16 protein-coding genes are annotated in these 15,269 nt (G+C 68.0%); 9 read left to right on the top strand and 7 right to left on the bottom strand.

Annotated elements, in window-relative coordinates:
* Nucleotides 1–40 precede the first annotated feature (40 nt).
* A complete protein-coding gene (locus tag BOQ54_RS10815; RefSeq protein ID WP_141659652.1) occupies nt 41–403 on the top strand; it encodes a hypothetical protein in 363 nt (120 codons plus the stop codon).
* Between the two features lie 82 nt (nt 404–485).
* Here BOQ54_RS10815 and panC read toward each other — a convergent pair whose 3' ends face one another.
* Complete coding sequence (panC, locus tag BOQ54_RS10810) at nt 486–1,328, bottom strand: pantoate--beta-alanine ligase (protein ID WP_063185149.1); 843 nt, start codon at nt 1,326–1,328, stop codon at nt 486–488.
* A 179-nt stretch (nt 1,329–1,507) separates the two neighbouring features.
* Here panC and BOQ54_RS10805 point away from each other — a divergent pair, with 179 nt between their 5' ends.
* Together BOQ54_RS10805 and BOQ54_RS10800 are read left to right on the top strand one after the other, a co-directional pair.
* Nucleotides 1,508–2,254 (top strand): hypothetical protein, encoded by a 747-nt coding sequence (locus tag BOQ54_RS10805; RefSeq protein ID WP_071923891.1) that lies wholly within the window; start codon nt 1,508–1,510, stop codon nt 2,252–2,254.
* Nucleotides 2,251–2,997: a DnaJ domain-containing protein gene (locus BOQ54_RS10800; protein WP_055458076.1), complete on the top strand. Its 747-nt coding sequence runs from the start codon at nt 2,251–2,253 to the stop codon at nt 2,995–2,997. Before BOQ54_RS10805 ends, BOQ54_RS10800 begins: the two co-directional genes overlap by 4 nt.
* Nucleotides 2,998–3,074: 77 nt before the next feature.
* Here the strand turns inward: BOQ54_RS10800 and BOQ54_RS10795 are convergent, their stop codons facing one another.
* Nucleotides 3,075–4,520, bottom strand: coding sequence for a D-alanyl-D-alanine carboxypeptidase (locus tag BOQ54_RS10795; RefSeq protein WP_055458462.1), 1,446 nt, complete (start codon nt 4,518–4,520; stop codon nt 3,075–3,077).
* 283 nt (nt 4,521–4,803) lie between these two features.
* Here BOQ54_RS10795 and BOQ54_RS10790 point away from each other — a divergent pair, with 283 nt between their 5' ends.
* The 4 genes from BOQ54_RS10790 (at nt 4,804) to BOQ54_RS20380 (ending at nt 8,502) form a co-directional block, all read left to right on the top strand.
* A complete protein-coding gene (locus BOQ54_RS10790) occupies nt 4,804–5,154 on the top strand; it encodes a phasin family protein (protein ID WP_055458077.1) in 351 nt (116 codons plus the stop codon).
* 300 nt (nt 5,155–5,454) lie between these two features.
* Entirely contained in the window at nt 5,455–5,799 is a 345-nt protein-coding gene (clpS, locus tag BOQ54_RS10785) for an ATP-dependent Clp protease adapter ClpS (protein WP_055458463.1), read from the top strand.
* A 13-nt stretch (nt 5,800–5,812) separates the two neighbouring features.
* Nucleotides 5,813–8,308 carry an ATP-dependent Clp protease ATP-binding subunit ClpA gene (gene clpA / locus BOQ54_RS10780; RefSeq protein WP_071923890.1) on the top strand — a complete coding sequence of 832 codons (2,496 nt, stop codon included), beginning with the start codon at nt 5,813–5,815 and terminating at the stop codon, nt 8,306–8,308.
* Nucleotides 8,309–8,373: 65 nt separating this feature from the next.
* On the top strand, nt 8,374–8,502 hold the full coding sequence (locus BOQ54_RS20380; protein ID WP_276199658.1) for a hypothetical protein: 129 nt from the start codon (nt 8,374–8,376) through the stop codon (nt 8,500–8,502).
* 20 nt (nt 8,503–8,522) lie between these two features.
* Here BOQ54_RS20380 and BOQ54_RS10775 read toward each other — a convergent pair whose 3' ends face one another.
* From BOQ54_RS10775 to BOQ54_RS10755, 5 genes are all read right to left on the bottom strand, one after another.
* Complete coding sequence (locus BOQ54_RS10775) at nt 8,523–10,517, bottom strand: methyl-accepting chemotaxis protein (RefSeq protein WP_055458079.1); 1,995 nt, start codon at nt 10,515–10,517, stop codon at nt 8,523–8,525.
* A gap of 139 nt (nt 10,518–10,656) precedes the next feature.
* A complete protein-coding gene (locus tag BOQ54_RS10770) occupies nt 10,657–11,085 on the bottom strand; it encodes an HIT family protein (protein ID WP_071924475.1) in 429 nt (142 codons plus the stop codon).
* Between the two features lie 53 nt (nt 11,086–11,138).
* Nucleotides 11,139–12,479, bottom strand: a complete 1,341-nt coding sequence (locus BOQ54_RS10765; RefSeq protein ID WP_071923889.1) for a GNAT family N-acetyltransferase — start codon at nt 12,477–12,479, stop codon at nt 11,139–11,141.
* A 69-nt stretch (nt 12,480–12,548) separates the two neighbouring features.
* Entirely contained in the window at nt 12,549–13,292 is a 744-nt protein-coding gene (locus BOQ54_RS10760; protein ID WP_071923888.1) for a glycerophosphodiester phosphodiesterase family protein, read from the bottom strand.
* Between the two features lie 10 nt (nt 13,293–13,302).
* Nucleotides 13,303–13,773: a RidA family protein gene (locus BOQ54_RS10755; protein WP_055458082.1), complete on the bottom strand. Its 471-nt coding sequence runs from the start codon at nt 13,771–13,773 to the stop codon at nt 13,303–13,305.
* Between the two features lie 243 nt (nt 13,774–14,016).
* On the opposite strand from BOQ54_RS10755, the gene BOQ54_RS10750 reads away from it, so the two are divergent.
* Both BOQ54_RS10750 and BOQ54_RS10745 read left to right on the top strand, forming a co-directional pair.
* Nucleotides 14,017–14,850 (top strand): cell envelope integrity EipB family protein, encoded by an 834-nt coding sequence (locus tag BOQ54_RS10750; RefSeq protein WP_055458083.1) that lies wholly within the window; start codon nt 14,017–14,019, stop codon nt 14,848–14,850.
* 8 nt (nt 14,851–14,858) lie between these two features.
* Complete coding sequence (locus BOQ54_RS10745; protein WP_071923887.1) at nt 14,859–15,227, top strand: YkvA family protein; 369 nt, start codon at nt 14,859–14,861, stop codon at nt 15,225–15,227.
* Nucleotides 15,228–15,269: the final 42 nt, after the last annotated feature.

The following is a 15,269-nucleotide window of genomic DNA, read 5'->3' as shown; positions in this document are numbered from 1 at the left end:
TGGCATCATCGATGCATGAGGATAGCCGATGGAGGCGCTCATGCTGATCGGTGTTGCAGAAGGGGCCGCACGGTCCTTTGAAATCGACGAGCGGGCGGAAGGCTATCTCGTGCGTCCGCGCCAGCGCGATACGGGGCAGGTCGAGATGGAGGCGGGACGTGTGTTCCGCACTGCGGTCGCCGCCTTTGCCTTCGCCGAGCGCGAGGCGCTGCTGGAGCGCTATGCCGAGGCGCGGCTCGAAAGCGGGCCCGACGGGGCCATGCCGCTCGCCCGCGACTGGCACAAGGCCGAATCCCTCTTCTCGACCATCAGCGGCAGCCTCGCGGACGAAGGCTTCAGCGCCGATCTCCTCGTGGCCTGGGCGGCTTACGAGGACGAAGAGGAGCGCCACCGGCTGCACTGACGATGCCGTTGCCTCGGAAACTGATTCCGGAGATTGCCGCAAGCTGCTGAACGGACGCGGTTTTCGTCGCGTCCGTTCGTTGTCAGACGGCGATGTTGTCGATGAGCCGCGTCGCTCCCAGCCGCGCCGCGACGAGGAGGCGTGCCGGCGCCGCAAGGTCGCTGACCGGCGCGAGCGTCTCGGCGTCGCGCAGGGCGAGGTAATCCACGGCGAAGCCGGCTGCCGCAAGAGCATCCTCGCCGGCCGTCACGACGGCCCCGGCATCCTCGCCGGCGCGCAGGCGCGCTGCGCCGTCCTGCAAGGTGCGGTGCAGCGTGGGCGCGAGCGCCCGCTCCTCGTCGGACAGGTAACGGTTGCGCGAGGACAGGGCGAGCCCGTCGGCCTCGCGCACGGTCGGTGCGCCGATGATTTCGGCCGAAAAGTCGAGATCGCGCGCCATGCGGGCGATGACCTTGAGCTGCTGGTAGTCCTTCTCGCCGAAGATGGCGACGTCCGGCAGGGCCTGCAGCAGCAGCTTGGCGACGACGGTGGCGACGCCGGTGAAATGAGTGGGGCGGAACGCGTCCTCGAGCCCGGCGGTAGCCGGGCCGGCAAGGCTCACCGTGGTGGCGAAGCCTGGCGGATACATCTCATCGACGACCGGCGTATAGGCGAGATCCGCGAGGCCTGCGAGCTTGGCGCGGTCTTCGTCGAGCGTGCGGGGATACTTCGCGAAGTCCTCATTGGGCGCGAATTGGGTCGGATTGACGAAGATCGAGACCACGACCCGGTCGGCGAGCGCACGGGCGCGCTCGACCAGTGACAGATGGCCCTCGTGCAGGGCGCCCATGGTCGGCACCAGGGCGACACGCTCGCCCGCCCCGCGCCAGGAGGCGACCGCCTCGCGCAAGCCCTTGACCGTCTCGACCGTCGCGACCCTGTCCATGCCCCTTGTCCCTCCCTTGCCCGGTCTTTGCCGCCGTGCATAGCTTCTGCCTGTAGCAAAGCGGGGCAGCGTCGCCAACAATCATGTTGCAGCGCAAATAAACCCGAGAGGATGCCCCGCTTGCAAGGGCGCCGGTTCGTGCCACATGAAGACAAGAACGAAAGGGAGGCAGCCCGGCCATGGGCGAGAACAAGCGTGACGGCCGCGACAGGGACCTGGCGCAGCGCGGATCATCCGCGCCGGACGTTGGCCCGTCGCGCGACGTCGATGCCTTCCTGAAAGAGGCCAGGGCGGTCGCCACGCCTGCCGCGCCGGCGGGGCGCCTCATCTTCGCGCTCGACGCCACCATGAGCCGGCAGCCGACCTGGGATCTCGCCTGCCAGCTGCAGGCCGAGATGTTCGACACGGCCCTCGCCGGTGGCGGCCTTGCCGTGCAACTCGTCTATTTCCGCGGCTTCGGCGAATGCCGGGCCTCGCGCTGGGTCTCCGATGCGGGGGCCCTGACGGCGCTGATGACACGGATCGACTGCCGTGGCGGCCTGACGCAGATTGGCCGGGTTCTCGCTCATGCACGTAACGAGGTGTCGCGAAGCGGGGCGAAGGTGCTCGTCCTCGTCGGCGACGCTGTCGAGGAGGACGCGGACGGCCTGTGCGCGCTCGCCGGTGAACTCGGCCTGCTCGGCGTGCGCATCTTCGCGTTTCAGGAGGGGCATGACGCGACCGTGACAGGGGTCTTCAAGGAACTTTCCCGCCTGACCGGCGGTGCCTATGCGCGTTTCGACAGCGGTGCGGGTACAACGCTCGCGGCGCTCCTGCGCGGTGCAGCGGCCTATGCCTCCGGCGGCTTGCCGGCGCTGCAGCGGCTCGCCGACCGCGACGGCGGCGAGGTCAGGGGATTGCTGACCGCAATGGGTGGCAAGCGGTGATCGCACTTGCTCTGGGACTTCTCGCGCTGGTGCTCCTGTGGTGGCTCGGGCGCAGCTATGCCAATGCCGACGCCAAGGTGTTGGCGAAGGTTTTGCGAAAGGCCGGCGGCTGGGGAGCGCTCGCCATCGCGGCCGTTCTTCTGATCCGCGGGCGCTTCGACATGGCGCTGGGGCTTGCCGGCCTCGGCTGGTGGCTGCTCGGCCGGCCGGGGGGCGGCTATGCGAGCCCGCGCTCCTGGCCGGGTTCTTGGCCGGGATCCGGGCCCGGCTCGTCGGGCGGCGGGACGCCCCGCGTGTCGCGGGTGCGCTCGGTGATGATCGAGATGGAGCTCGACCATGCGAGCGGCGAGATGGAGGGGACGGTTCTCGCCGGCCCGCGGGAGGGCAGGGCCCTGTCGGGGCTGGGGCGGGAGGAGCTTCTCGCGCTCCGGCGCGAATGCCTGGCCCGCGACATGGACGGTGCGCGCCTCCTAGAGGCTTATCTCGACCGCCGGTTTCCCGCCTGGCGTGAAGACGCTGACGGCGATGCTCACGCGCGGGGCCGCGGCGAGGCGGCTGCGGGCGCGATGACGGAAGAGGAGGCTCGTGAAGTGCTCGGCCTTCCGCCGGGGGCCGGAGAGGCCGACATTCGTCGCGCGCACCGCACGCTCATGAAGAAACTCCATCCCGACCAGGGGGGGTCGACCTACCTGGCCGCCCGGGTGAATCAGGCCAAGGACATCCTGTTGAGCCGACATCGTTGATACTCCGACCGAATGCGGCGTTTCACTCTGTAAGGTTCGGGTGAGCCGTAGGGGCGGCCGGCCCGTTGTCGCGCGGCTCAGCCGCGGGTGGCGAAGCAGGAGAAGCCGCGCCGCTTGAGGGTCTTGCACGCGGCCTGGGCGCTGTCCGGATCGAAACCGGAGAAGCGTGCGCGGTAGAAGGTGGTGCCGTCCTTGACGAACTTCTCGGTGAAGGGCGAGGCATTCGACAGGAGATCGCGGGACTTCTGGCGGGCGTCGCTCAGAATGTCGCGGGCGCGCGCCTCGTCGCCGGTCGCGGCGAGCTGGATCACCCAGCCGGCCGAGCGGGAGGGGGCGTCCTGCTTTACGGGCTCCTCGACTGCCTGTTTCTTCTCGAGATCGGCGATGGCGGAGACGGCAACCGGTGCGGCGGAGGCCACCTGGGTCCCGGCGCGGGGCGCCGGCTGCGGGCCTGCCGACCACTGCATGGACGAGGGCGTCGCGGTCGATCCGGAGGCCGATGCGACGACCGGCCGGATGCTGGACAGGTCGAGCGGGGCGCCGGCCGGCTCGGGGCGTGGCGCGGGAAGCGGAATGGCGGCCGTGGTCTCCACCTCCTCCGCGCGGGCGACGGCGACCGGTGTCGGCGCACGGTCGGCGATGGCCGGCGTCTGCCGCGCGCCGGCATAGGCACGGGGCAGGTTATCCGAGACGAGGTTGGCCATGATCTGATCGCGGGACGCGCCGGAGCGACCGCCGAGGACGACGGCAACGATGTGGCGGGTACTCGTCTTGGCCGAGGTCAGGAGGTTGAAGCCGGAAGCGCGGGTAAAGCCCGTCTTGATGCCGTCGACGCCCTCGACGCGACCGAGCAGCTTGTTGTGATTGCCGTGGGTGCGGCCGGCGTAGGTGAAGCTGCGCCGCTCGAAATAGCCGTAGTAGCGGGGAAAACGATCCTGGATCGCTTGGCCCAGGATGGCGAGGTCGCGCGCCGTGGAGACGTTGGCGGGCGACGAGGGTAGGCCGTGTGGGTTGTAGAAGGTGGTGCGGCTCATGCCAAGCGCGCGTGCCTTGCGCGTCATGAGCTGGGCGAAGGCGCGCTCGGAGCCGCCGATGTTCTCGGCTACCACCATGGCGACGTCGTTGGCCGATTTCGTCACCATGGCCAGAATGGCATTCTCCACAGAGATGCTGGAGCCTGCCTTGAGCCCGAGCTTGGAAGGGGCCTGGGCGGCAGCGTTTGCCGAGACCCTGAGCGGCGTGTCGAGACGCACCCGTCCGGCCTCGAGCTGCTCGAACAGCAGATAGAGCGTCATCACCTTGGTGATGGATGCAGGAATGCGCGGAGCGTCGGCATTGACGGCATGCAGGGTCTTGCCGCTCTTCACGTCGACGACGATGGCCGCATAGGGCGGGTTGTACCCGCCTGAATCCTTCTTCCTGGCCATGGCCGGGGCCGATGGCACGAGGCTGAGCGACGCGGCAAGCCCGACGGCGCCCAGGGCGGCGCCCCAACGCCGCCACCGGGCTGATACGCAACCCATGTTCATTTGTCCGTCCCCGACATCAGACGCCTGAATTGTCTTTCTGCGCCGGATCCTTCGAGACAGTCACCGGCGCGCCACTGTCAACGACGCTAAGTCGACGCGGTTACGGATGCGTTAAACGGGGCAGCGACGGCCATTGTGCGATGCAACAAAATGCATTGACAACGATTGTGCGTTGCACATATATAAAGCGAACCGGCTTCAGGCAGGCGGTTTTTTGGTCACGCCGGACGTGTCTCCGGCCAGCTCAGGGGCGGCGTCTCGTGGCGCCGAAGAGGACATGTTCGCTCAGTTTGACGATCTGCAGAAATTCGGCAAGGAACAGATGGACGTTGCCATGAAGGCTTTCGGCGCTGTCTCCAAGGGCGCCCAGGCGATTGCCGTGGAGGTTGCCGACTATTCGAAGAAAAGCTTCGAGCAGGGCAGCGCCACGGTCGAGAAGCTCGCCGGCGCCAAGACGCTGGACAAGGCCTTCGAGATCCAGTCGGCTTATCTCAAGAGCGCCTACGAAGGCCTCGTCGCCCAGACGAGCAAGCTCGGCGAGCTCTATGCCGACCTCGCCAAGGAAGCGGTGAAGCCCTACGAGGGGCTCTACGCCCGCGCGCAGACCGTCGCGACCACCGGCAAGTGATACCGGCGGCGGCCGGCGCCGCCGATCGATTTATCCTCCCACCTCGAGGCCCGGCCGCGTGCCGGGCCTTTTTCGTGCGCGTTGCCCGGGCGACCGCAGGTGCAGACCTGCTGCCGCCGTCGTTGTTTTTTGATCCGCACACGGCGCCGGACGCACTGGCGAAGCATCTCGCCGGGCATTAGATTAGTCTGGCGCGCCGTCGGGGCGCGCGAGAACGGATCGAGCGCGGGATCATTTGCGGACACGATGCCGACAGGGACTGGGAAGCTGGACGAGCGGGCCGTGGGGCCGACGACGGGCATGACGGAGCGCCGGCGTGGCGGATTGCGTCCCTCACAAGGGAACGATGGTCCGGGTTCGGCGCTTCTAACGAAAACCAAGCCGCGGACGAAGCGGCCCAGCATGTATCGCGTGCTGCTGCTCAACGACGATTACACGCCGATGGAGTTCGTGGTGCACGTCCTGGAGCGCTTCTTCAACAAGGCCCGGGAGGACGCTACCCGGATCATGCTGCACGTGCATCAGAACGGCGTCGGGGAATGCGGCATCTTCACCTATGAGGTTGCCGAGACCAAAGTGACCCAGGTGATGGATTTTGCAAGGCAGCACCAGCACCCGCTGCAATGCGTCATGGAAAAGAAATAGGGGAGAGATCCTTTTGCCCACCTTCTCCCGCAGTCTCGAACAGGCGCTTCACAGGGCGCTGGCCTTCGCCAACGAGCGCCACCACGAGTACGCGACGCTCGAGCATCTGCTGCTTGCCCTGGTCGACGACCAGGATGCGGCTGCGGTGATGCGTGCCTGCAATGTCGATCTCGAGATGCTGCGCCGCAATCTCGTCGAATATGTCGATACCGAGTTGACCAACCTCGTCGCCGACGGGCGCGAGGAATCGAAGCCGACCGCGGGTTTCCAGCGGGTCATCCAGCGCGCCGTCATCCATGTGCAGTCCTCGGGCCGGGAGGAGGTCACGGGTGCGAACGTGCTCGTCGCCATTTTCGCCGAGCGCGAGAGCCACGCGGCCTATTTCCTGCAGGAGCAGGACATGACGCGCTACGATGCGGTCAACTACATCAGCCATGGTATCGCCAAGCGAGCCGGTCTGTCGGAGACGCGCGCGCCGCGCGGTGCCGACGAGGAAGGCGAAGGGCGCTCGTCGAGCACCGACGAGGCGGAGGGGCAGCGCAAGAAGAAGGGCGATGCGCTCGAGGCCTACTGCGTCAACCTCAACAAGAAGGCACGCGAGGGACGTATCGACCCGCTCATCGGCCGAGAGGGCGAGATCCAGCGCACCATCCAGGTGCTGTGCCGCCGGCACAAAAACAATCCGTTGCTCGTCGGCGATCCCGGCGTCGGCAAGACGGCCATCGCCGAGGGGCTCGCCCGCAAGATCGTGATGGGCGAGGTGCCGGAGGTGCTGGCCGATGCGACGGTCTTCGCCCTCGACATGGGCACGCTGCTCGCCGGCACGCGCTACCGCGGCGACTTCGAGGAGCGCCTCAAGCAGGTGATGAAGGAGATCGAGCAGCATCCCGACGCGATCCTCTTCATCGACGAGATCCACACGGTGATCGGCGCCGGGGCGACCTCCGGCGGCGCGATGGATGCGTCGAATCTGCTGAAACCTGCGCTCGCCTCCGGCACGCTGCGCTGCATCGGCTCGACCACCTACAAGGAGTACCGCCAGTACTTCGAGAAGGACCGGGCCCTGGTGCGCCGCTTCCAGAAGATCGACGTCAACGAGCCGAGCGTCCCTGACACCATCGCCATCCTCAAGGGGCTGAAGCCCTATTTCGAGGAGTTCCACAAGCTGCGCTACACCAACGACGCCATCAAGGCGGCGGTGGAGCTGTCGAGCCGCTACATCCACGACCGCAAGCTGCCGGACAAGGCGATCGACGTCATCGACGAGACCGGCGCCTCGCAGATGCTGGTGCCCGAGAGCCGGCGCAAGAAGACGATCGGCGTCAAGGAAATCGAGACGACCATCGCCACCATGGCGCGCATTCCGCCCAAGACGGTGTCGAAGGACGATGCCGAGGTGCTGCAGCACCTCGAGGAGACCCTAAAGCGCGTCGTCTACGGGCAGGAGCGGCCCATCGAGGCGCTGTCGGCCTCCATCAAGCTCGCCCGCGCCGGGCTGCGCGACGCCGAGAAGCCGATCGGCTGCTATCTCTTCGCCGGCCCGACGGGCGTCGGCAAGACCGAGGTGGCGCGCCAGCTGGCGGCGACGCTCGGCGTCGAGCTGCTGCGCTTCGACATGTCCGAGTATATGGAGCGGCACACGGTCTCGCGGCTCATCGGCGCGCCGCCCGGCTATGTCGGCTTCGACCAGGGCGGGCTTCTGACCGACGGTGTCGACCAGCACCCACACTGCGTGCTGCTGCTCGACGAGATCGAGAAGGCCCATCCCGACCTGTTCAACATCCTGTTGCAGGTCATGGACCACGGCAAGCTGACGGACCACAACGGCAAGCAGGTCGATTTCCGCAACGTCATCCTCATCATGACGACGAATGCCGGCGCCGCCGACCTCGCCCGGCCGGCCTACGGCTTCACGCGCACCAAGCGCGAGGGAGACGACCAGGAGGCCGTCAACCGCCTCTTCGCGCCGGAGTTCCGCAACCGCCTCGACGCGATCATCTCCTTCGGCCATCTGCCGAAGGAGGTGGTGGCGAAGGTGGTGGACAAGTTCGTCCTGCAGCTCGAGGCGCAGCTGGCCGACCGCAACGTCACCATCGAGCTCAGCGACGAGGCGCGCGAGTGGCTGGTCGACAACGGCTACGACGAGGCGCTGGGCGCTCGCCCGATGGCACGGCTCATCCAGACGACGATCAAGACGCCTCTCGCCGACGAGGTGTTGTTCGGGCGCCTGAAAAATGGCGGCGCCGTGCGCGTCGTCGTCGTCACCGACGAGACTGGCACGCGCAGCCTTGGCTTCGAGTATCCGGAAGGGCCGGTGACGCCGAAGCCCGAAAAGGACGTGGCCGATGCCGCCAAGCGCCGCAAGGTGAAGCGGGGCTCGACAAAGCCGGTCCGGAAGGTGCAGAAAGGCCGCAAGCCGGGTGGTGGTGAGACAGGAGGGCGGGGCGGCAAGGGCGGCCTGCCGGCGCCGGTCAGCACCGTACCCAAGGTCCCGCTCGTCAGGGGTTGAAGGTGGCAAGCTGGTTTCAGCGTAGACGGGAGCGCCGGCGTCGCCGCCAGCGCACCGAAGAAGTGATGTCCTGGTTCTTCCTGCCGATCATCGTGCTGATCAGCTTCTTCCTTGGCTCGCTCGTCTGGGACCAGGTCAGCGATCCCGCACAGGCCCTGATCAAGGCCGTAGCGAGCGGCGACCTGCTGCGCTGAAGCGTCCTCCTCGCGCCGCGTCAGGCGGCGCGCACATCCTCCAGAAAGGCCGAGATCGCGCGCTCGATCGTTTCCGTCTGGTCCGCCAGGCGGTCGGCGAGGGCGTCCACGTCGCGCGCGGCCGTGCGGGTCGCCTCGGCGGCTTCGGCAACGCTTCTCATGGCCCCTGCGCCGGTGGCCGCCTCGCCCGAGGCGCGATCGACGTTGTCGGCGAGTGCGCGAACGACCCTTTCCTGCTCACGCACGGCGTCCGACACGGTTCCCGCCATGGCGGCCATCTCCACGATGATCGCGTTGACATGGCCGATAGCGTCCACCGCCGTGTCGGATACGGCCTGGATGGCGGCGATCTGGCTGCGGATCTCCTCGGTCGCGGATGCGGTCTGGCTGGCGAGGGTCTTCACCTCGGAAGCGACAACGGCGAACCCCTTGCCGGCTTCGCCCGCGCGAGCCGCCTCGATCGTGGCGTTGAGCGCGAGCAGGTTCGTCTGGTTGGCGATGGCGAGGATCAGCTTCACCACCTCGCCGATGCGATCGGCAGCCGTGGCGAGGTTCTGGACGGTCTCGACGGTCTCGGCAACCTCATCGCGGGCGCGCCCGGCAACGGTTGTCGAGCGGGCGGCCTCCTCGGTGATGCGATCGATCGACTGAGCGAGCGTGCCCGTTGCCGTGGCGGCCGAGGACACGTTGTCGGAGGCCACCGCGACCGCGCTGTCTGCCTCGCTGATGCGTCCGGCCGCCTCGCGTGCTGTGGCGTCAAGCGCATCCGAGGCCGTCCGCAGTTCGGCCGCGGCACGGCGCACCTCGACGAGGCCTGCCTTGGCGGTGGCCTCGAAGCGGGCGATCATCGCCTCGATCTGGGCGGCGCGCTCGTCACGCCTTGCCTGTTCCGCCGCTTCCCGCGCCGTCAGGGCGTCACGCTCCAGAGCATTGTCGCGGAAGACGGCGACGGCTGCCGCCATGCGGGCGATCTCGTTGCGCCCGGGCACGGCGGGGATAGCGATTCCGGTGTCGCCCGCGGCGAGGCGCTGCATGGTCATCGCCAGCCCGTCGAGCGGCCGGCTGATGCTGCGGCCGATCAGCCAGGAGAGGGCGAGGCCGATCACCGCCGAGGCGGCGATCGTCGCGAGGACGACATTGGTCGTCGCATCTGCGATGCGCTGGAGGCGCTGCGTCGCGGCGGCCGATCCACCCAACGCGGTCTGTACGATGGCGGCGACGGCCGGGTCGATGACGTCGGTGGAGAGGGCGAGCTGATCGCCGACGCGCACGAAGAGATCGCGCTTCTCCTGCCAGCTGTCCACCGTGGCGCGGTAGGTCTTCAGGCCATCTACGAGCCCGGCGCGCAGCTCCGGCGTCAGCGTCTCCGCCCGGGCGAGGAGGCGCTCGACGCGGCCGAGCGCAACTTCCATCCGGCCGCGCTCTGTGTCGCCGCCTGTCAGCAGATACTCGCGCTCCGCCCTGCGCAACTGGTCGAAGGCGACGATCAGCCGGTTGAGCTCGGGATCCGGATTGTCGCGCGCGAAATCGACGAGCGACTGCTCCATTGCCTTGGCGGCTGCCTGGAGGTTGCCGCCGAGCCCGCTGTCCGGGCTCGTGCCGAGATCGTTCACGAGGCCTGTGACGGTTCGAAAGGAGGTCTGGACGGCGGTAAGCGCCTTGCCGAGTTCGTCGATCCTCGCGCCAAGGTCGCCGGCCATTGGCAGGGAGCGCAGGGTGGCGAGGGCTTCGGTTGCCTGACGCGCCCCCTCGTCGAACTTGCGCGCGACGACATCGGTGCGCACGCGCAGGTAGTCCTTGACGTCGCCTTCGACCCGCAGCGTCGCGGCGCGGAAGCTCTCGGCAGCGTGGGCAAGATCGGCATAGGCGTCCTTTTCGGCGAGTGCCGCCTCGATCTGCGCGTTGCTCGCGGCGTAGATGGCGCCGATGGTGGCAAAGCCGATGAGGGCCGTGAGGCTGAGGGCGGCGATCCGCATGCGGATCGAAAAGCTGTGGAGCCAGGTTCGGGGCAGCACGCGTCACCTCGTCGAATGGTCGGCACACGGGGCGTGGCTGCCATTCTCGAGTGGCTGGCTGGCGCGAGGCTTGTCCTGCGAGAGACGGGTGGCCTCTGCCCGACAGCGGCCACCGTTCGTGCGGTTCGTCGGGAGGGAATCAGCCGGCGGCGAGGGCCCTGCGGATGCGCTCGGCGTGGGCCTTCAGCGTCTCAGGCGGCGCCATCTCGCCGGTGTGCGGCCTGAGGGGCACGTCCTTCCAGCGCGGCAGGACGTGGACGTGGATGTGAAACACGACCTGGCCGCCGGCGCTCTCGTTGAACTGCTGAATGGTGAGGCCCTCTGCGTCCATGCCGGCCTTCACCGCCCGTGCCACCTTCTGCACACTGATCGCAAGCCGGCCGAGATCCTCGGCGGGGATGTCGAAGATGTTGCGGGCCTCGACCTTGGGGATGACGAGCACGTGACCGTCGGCCCGCGGCATGATGTCCATGAAGGCAAGCGTGTGCTCGTCCTCGTAGACGCGCTCGCACGGCAGTTCGCCGCGGAGGATCCTGGCGAATATGTTGTTGGGGTCGTAGCTGCTCATGCCATCCTCATGGGTCACCGACGGTGCAGGTTTGGCGAGCACCGCCTCCAACGTCAAGCACCGAGCGCGCGTGCCCCTCGACCTTCGTGCCCGTACGGCAGTTCCTCGGCGAGGGCCTCCATCTCCGCTTCGATGGCGATCCGCTCGCGCGCCAGATAGTCGGCCACCGCCCGGCGCAGGCCGGGATGGCCGATGTCGTGCGCCGAATAGGTGAAGGTGGGCTTGTAGCCGCGGGCGAGCTTGTGCTCGCCCTGCGCCCCGGCCTCCACGCGCGTGAGGCCGCGCCGAATGGCAAAGTCGATCGCCTGATAATAGCAGAGCTCGAAGTGCAGGAAGGGGTGATGCTCGATGGCGCCCCAGTTGCGGCCATAGAGGGTGTTGGCGCCGATGAAGTTGAGCGCCCCGGCGATGTAGCGGCCGCCCCGCCGGGCCATGACGAGGAGGATCCTGTCCGCCATGTGCTCCCCGACGAGGGAGAAGAAGGCGCGCGGCAGGTAGGGCCGGCCCCATTTGCGCGAACCGGTGTCCTGGTAGAAGTCGAAGAAAGCGTCCCAGTGGGCTTCCGTGATGTCGCTGCCCGTGAGCGGCTCGACGGCGATGCCGGGGCCGAGCGCATCGCGCCGCTCGCGGCGGATAGCCTTGCGCTTGCGGGCGGACAGGGCGCCGAGAAAATCCTCGAACGAATGATAGCCTTCGTTGGGCCAGTGGAACTGCCGGTCGGTGCGCAGGAGGAAGCCCTCTTCACCGAGGAAGCGCCACTCCTCCTGCGGCAGGAAGGTCACGTGCGCGGACGAGGCACCGATCTCGCGTCGCAATGCCCTGAGGCCGGCGACGAGGCCGTGGCGCGCGGCGTCCGCGCCGGGGCCGGGCCGCGCGAGAAGGCGCCGGCCGGTTGCTGGCGTGAAGGGCACGGACAGCTGGAGCTTCGGGTAATATTGCCCGCCGGCGCGCTCGAAGGCATCGGCCCAGCCGTGGTCGAAGACATATTCGCCGAGCGAGTGCGACTTGCCGTAGCAGGGCGCCACGGCCCGCACGGTGCCGTCCGGTCCTTCGACCGCGAGGTGAAGCGGCGTCCAGCCCGTGCGCCCGCCGACAGCGCCGGATTCTTCGAGGGCGGACAGGAAGGCATGCGAAATGAAAGGGTTATCTGAATCGTGCTGGGAAACCGATTCAAGAGTGGCGGTGCCGCGGCCGGCGCAGGTCCGGTCGTCGTCAGGGGTACGAAAAGTCGCGTTGCGGAAATCGGTCGCCGGTGCTGCTTGATCTGCCGGTTGAGGTTCCTGTGCGGCGCCCTGCGGGTTGGCGCAGGCGTCCCAGTCCGCAGCGGTGATGGCGGAGATCGAGGGAGCGACGCGGACGATGAGGCCCGCGTCGTCGTCGGCTTTCGTCGTCATCGGCTGCGGCGGCTCGCGAATGGGGTCATGCCGCTAAGTTATGTGCGCCAGCCGCCGGCCGGTAGGGTCTCAGGGTACGAAACCCTCGAAGATCATCTGGTCGGCATATTGCATGGCTGTTTCCTTGTCCTCGGGCGTGCGCACGGTCCAGGTCAGCACCGGCATGCCGAAATAGCGCGCCATGTTGGGAGCAGCATGCGGCAGGTCCTTCACGTGCCAGGCAATGAAGTCGGGTCGCGAGTGTTCCATGTGCAGCAGATGGCCTAGGCTCTTCTGCATGGCGGCCGGCAGGCGTGCCCATTCGCCGTGGTCGTAGTTCGCCTCCGCCGTGATGCCGCGCGGGCGCCCCGGCGCAAGCTCGGCGAGCGCCTCGACGATGGCCGGATCGAAGGACATGAGCGCAATCGGGTCGTCCCGGCCGGCAACCACCTCCGCGACCCGCCGCGTCAGGGCGAGGTTACCGTCGAAGCCGCTCTTGATCTCGACGACCACGGGCACGCGGCCGCCGACGAGATCGAGAAAGTCACCCAGGGTCGGAATACGGTCGTCGCTGTCGCGGAAGACGATGCCCGCGAGCGCTGCGGCCGTGCGGGTGTCGATGCGGCCGCTCTCGCCGGTGAGGCGGTCGAGCGTGAAGTCATGGAAGACGACGGCCTCGCCGTCCGCCGTCAATTGCACATCGCATTCAATGGCAAAGCCGCGCGCGACGGCGGCAAGGGCCGCGCCGGGCGTGTTCTCGAGCACGCGGTCGGCGACCACGTGCAGCCCACGGTGCGCCACGGGCTGCGCCGTGAGCCAGGAGGGAGCGGGCATGTGTCGTTCCTCAGGCGACTTCGAAGATGGCCTCGACCTCGACGCAGGCGTCGAGCGGCAGTTCCGCGACGCCGACCGTCGAGCGAGCATGGCGCCCGGCCTCGCCCAGCACCTCGACCATGAGGTCGGAGGCGCCGTTCATGACCCCGGCGAGGCCGGCGAAATCGGGCGTTGCATTGATGAAGCCGCCAAGGCGCACGCAGCGCTTGATCTTCGAGAGGTCGCCGAGGGCGGCGCGGGCCTGCGCGAGCAGATTGATGGCGCACAGCCGCGCCGCCTCCTTGCCGGTCTCGGGCGAGATGCCAGCCCCGAGCTTGCCCTTGTGGGCGTCGGCGAGCTTGCCGTCGAGACCGAGGCAGAGCTGGCCGGAGATGACGAGGAGGTTGCCCGTGCGCACATAGGGCAGGTAGTTCGCGACGGGGGCCGCCGGCGTCGGCAGCGTGATGCCGAGCTCGGCGAGGACGGCGTCGATGGTGCTCATCATCTGTCTCCGAATGTGAATGCCTCGCCCGGCCCGGGCGTCGACCGGGCAAGGTTGTTGCCGATCCGCCGTCATGTCGCAAGTCCGACGTGTGGCAAGCGCCGGCCGAATGCCGTCTTCCGTGCGCGATCCCGATCACGCGGCATTCTCGGCCTCTGTTGCCTTGACCGGTGGGGGCCGCAGCCGTCTAATCAGGACGCCACGACGGAACGATGCCGGCAAGACGCGGCAGTGGAGAATTGCATGAAGGTTTGTCTCGGCACGCTGCTGGCCCTCGGCGTGAGCCTCGGTCCGGTCGCGGCCGCCTCGACGGTGATGCCGCTGGCGCCGCACCGCGTCGTCTATGATCTTACCTTGCTCGCAAGCAAGGGATCGCGCGGCGTGGAGGCCGCCCGCGGGCGCGTCGCCTTCTCCTTCACCGGCAACACCTGCGAGGGCTACGCCCTGACATACCGACAGGTGACGGTGCTCGAAGGCGGGGACATTGGCCAGCGCACATCCGACCTGCGGACCACGACCTTCGAGGACGGCAAGGGGGCGAGCTTCACCTTCAAGACCGAATCGACCTTCAGCGGCGCGCCGGCCAAGCTCGTCGACGGCCAGGCGGAACGGGAGGCGGCGGATGGCCTCGTTGTGCGCACCCGCGCACCGAAACGCGACCGCTTTTCGCTCGATGGCGAGGTGATCTTCCCGACCGAACACCTGCGGCGCATCATCGCCGCTGCCAAGGCCGGCGATACGCTGATCGAGGCACGGGTGTTCGACGGCTCCGATGACGGCCGGCAGATCTACGACACGCTCGCCATCATCGGCCGGCAGAAGGGGGCGGACAACACCGCGAGCCTTGAGGAGGCGGCACGGCATGCGGCGCTGAAGGACATCCCCCGCTGGCCCGTGAAGATCAGCTACTTCACCAAGGAGGGGGAGGGGGAGCGCACGCCGCGCTACCAGCTCTCCTTCGAGCTCTACGAAAACGGCATCAGCCGCGACCTCGTGCTCGACTACGGCGACTTCTCCCTCAAGGGCGAGATGAAGACCCTGGAAATGCTCGAAACGCACCCCTGCGGGGTGCCCTGAGACCTGGAATGGCCGGCGGGCTGCGGCAGTGGGCACGCGTCATCAAGCGGGATGTGCATGCGCTTCATCTCGCCGGCCGCGACCCGCGCGTGCCGTGGTGCACCAAGGCTCTTGCGCTCCTCGTTGCGGCCTATGCGCTGTCGCCGATCGACCTGATCCCGGACTTCATCCCGGTCCTGGGCTATCTCGACGACGTTATCCTCGTGCCGCTCGGCATCCTCGCGGTCGTGAGGCTGATCCCGCCGGGAATCATGGCCGAGCACCGGGAACTGGCGGCTGCGGCCCTGGAGCGGCCGGTGAGCCACGTCGCAGCGGTCGCCATCGTCTGCCTGTGGATCGCGTCCGCAGCGCTGGTGGTCTGGCTGGTGTGGCGTTAGCCCCAATCGCCGGACGCGCCTGCTCCGGCGCTCCCTGCGGCG

Origin of the sequence: Chelatococcus daeguensis, assembly GCF_001887265.1 — a bacterium.
GTDB lineage: Bacteria > Pseudomonadota > Alphaproteobacteria > Rhizobiales > Beijerinckiaceae > Chelatococcus_A > Chelatococcus_A sambhunathii.
The sequence above is the reverse complement of the archived record's forward strand: the minus strand, read 5'-3'. Positions and strand labels throughout refer to the sequence as shown.

Coding starts and splice junctions, on each gene's coding strand:
- BOQ54_RS10815 (WP_141659652.1), top strand. CDS start 41: ATGCTGATCGGTGTTGCAGAAGGGGCCGCACGGTCCTTTGAAATCGAC.
- panC (WP_063185149.1), bottom strand. CDS start 1,328: ATGGACAGGGTCGCGACGGTCGAGACGGTCAAGGGCTTGCGCGAGGCG.
- BOQ54_RS10805 (WP_071923891.1), top strand. CDS start 1,508: ATGGGCGAGAACAAGCGTGACGGCCGCGACAGGGACCTGGCGCAGCGC.
- BOQ54_RS10795 (WP_055458462.1), bottom strand. CDS start 4,520: ATGGGTTGCGTATCAGCCCGGTGGCGGCGTTGGGGCGCCGCCCTGGGC.
- BOQ54_RS10790 (WP_055458077.1), top strand. CDS start 4,804: ATGTTCGCTCAGTTTGACGATCTGCAGAAATTCGGCAAGGAACAGATG.
- clpS (WP_055458463.1), top strand. CDS start 5,455: ATGACGGAGCGCCGGCGTGGCGGATTGCGTCCCTCACAAGGGAACGAT.
- BOQ54_RS20380 (WP_276199658.1), top strand. CDS start 8,374: ATGTCCTGGTTCTTCCTGCCGATCATCGTGCTGATCAGCTTCTTCCTT.
- BOQ54_RS10770 (WP_071924475.1), bottom strand. CDS start 11,085: ATGAGCAGCTACGACCCCAACAACATATTCGCCAGGATCCTCCGCGGC.
- BOQ54_RS10765 (WP_071923889.1), bottom strand. CDS start 12,479: ATGACGACGAAAGCCGACGACGACGCGGGCCTCATCGTCCGCGTCGCT.
- BOQ54_RS10760 (WP_071923888.1), bottom strand. CDS start 13,292: ATGCCCGCTCCCTCCTGGCTCACGGCGCAGCCCGTGGCGCACCGTGGG.
- BOQ54_RS10755 (WP_055458082.1), bottom strand. CDS start 13,773: ATGAGCACCATCGACGCCGTCCTCGCCGAGCTCGGCATCACGCTGCCG.
- BOQ54_RS10750 (WP_055458083.1), top strand. CDS start 14,017: ATGAAGGTTTGTCTCGGCACGCTGCTGGCCCTCGGCGTGAGCCTCGGT.
- BOQ54_RS10745 (WP_071923887.1), top strand. CDS start 14,859: ATGGCCGGCGGGCTGCGGCAGTGGGCACGCGTCATCAAGCGGGATGTG.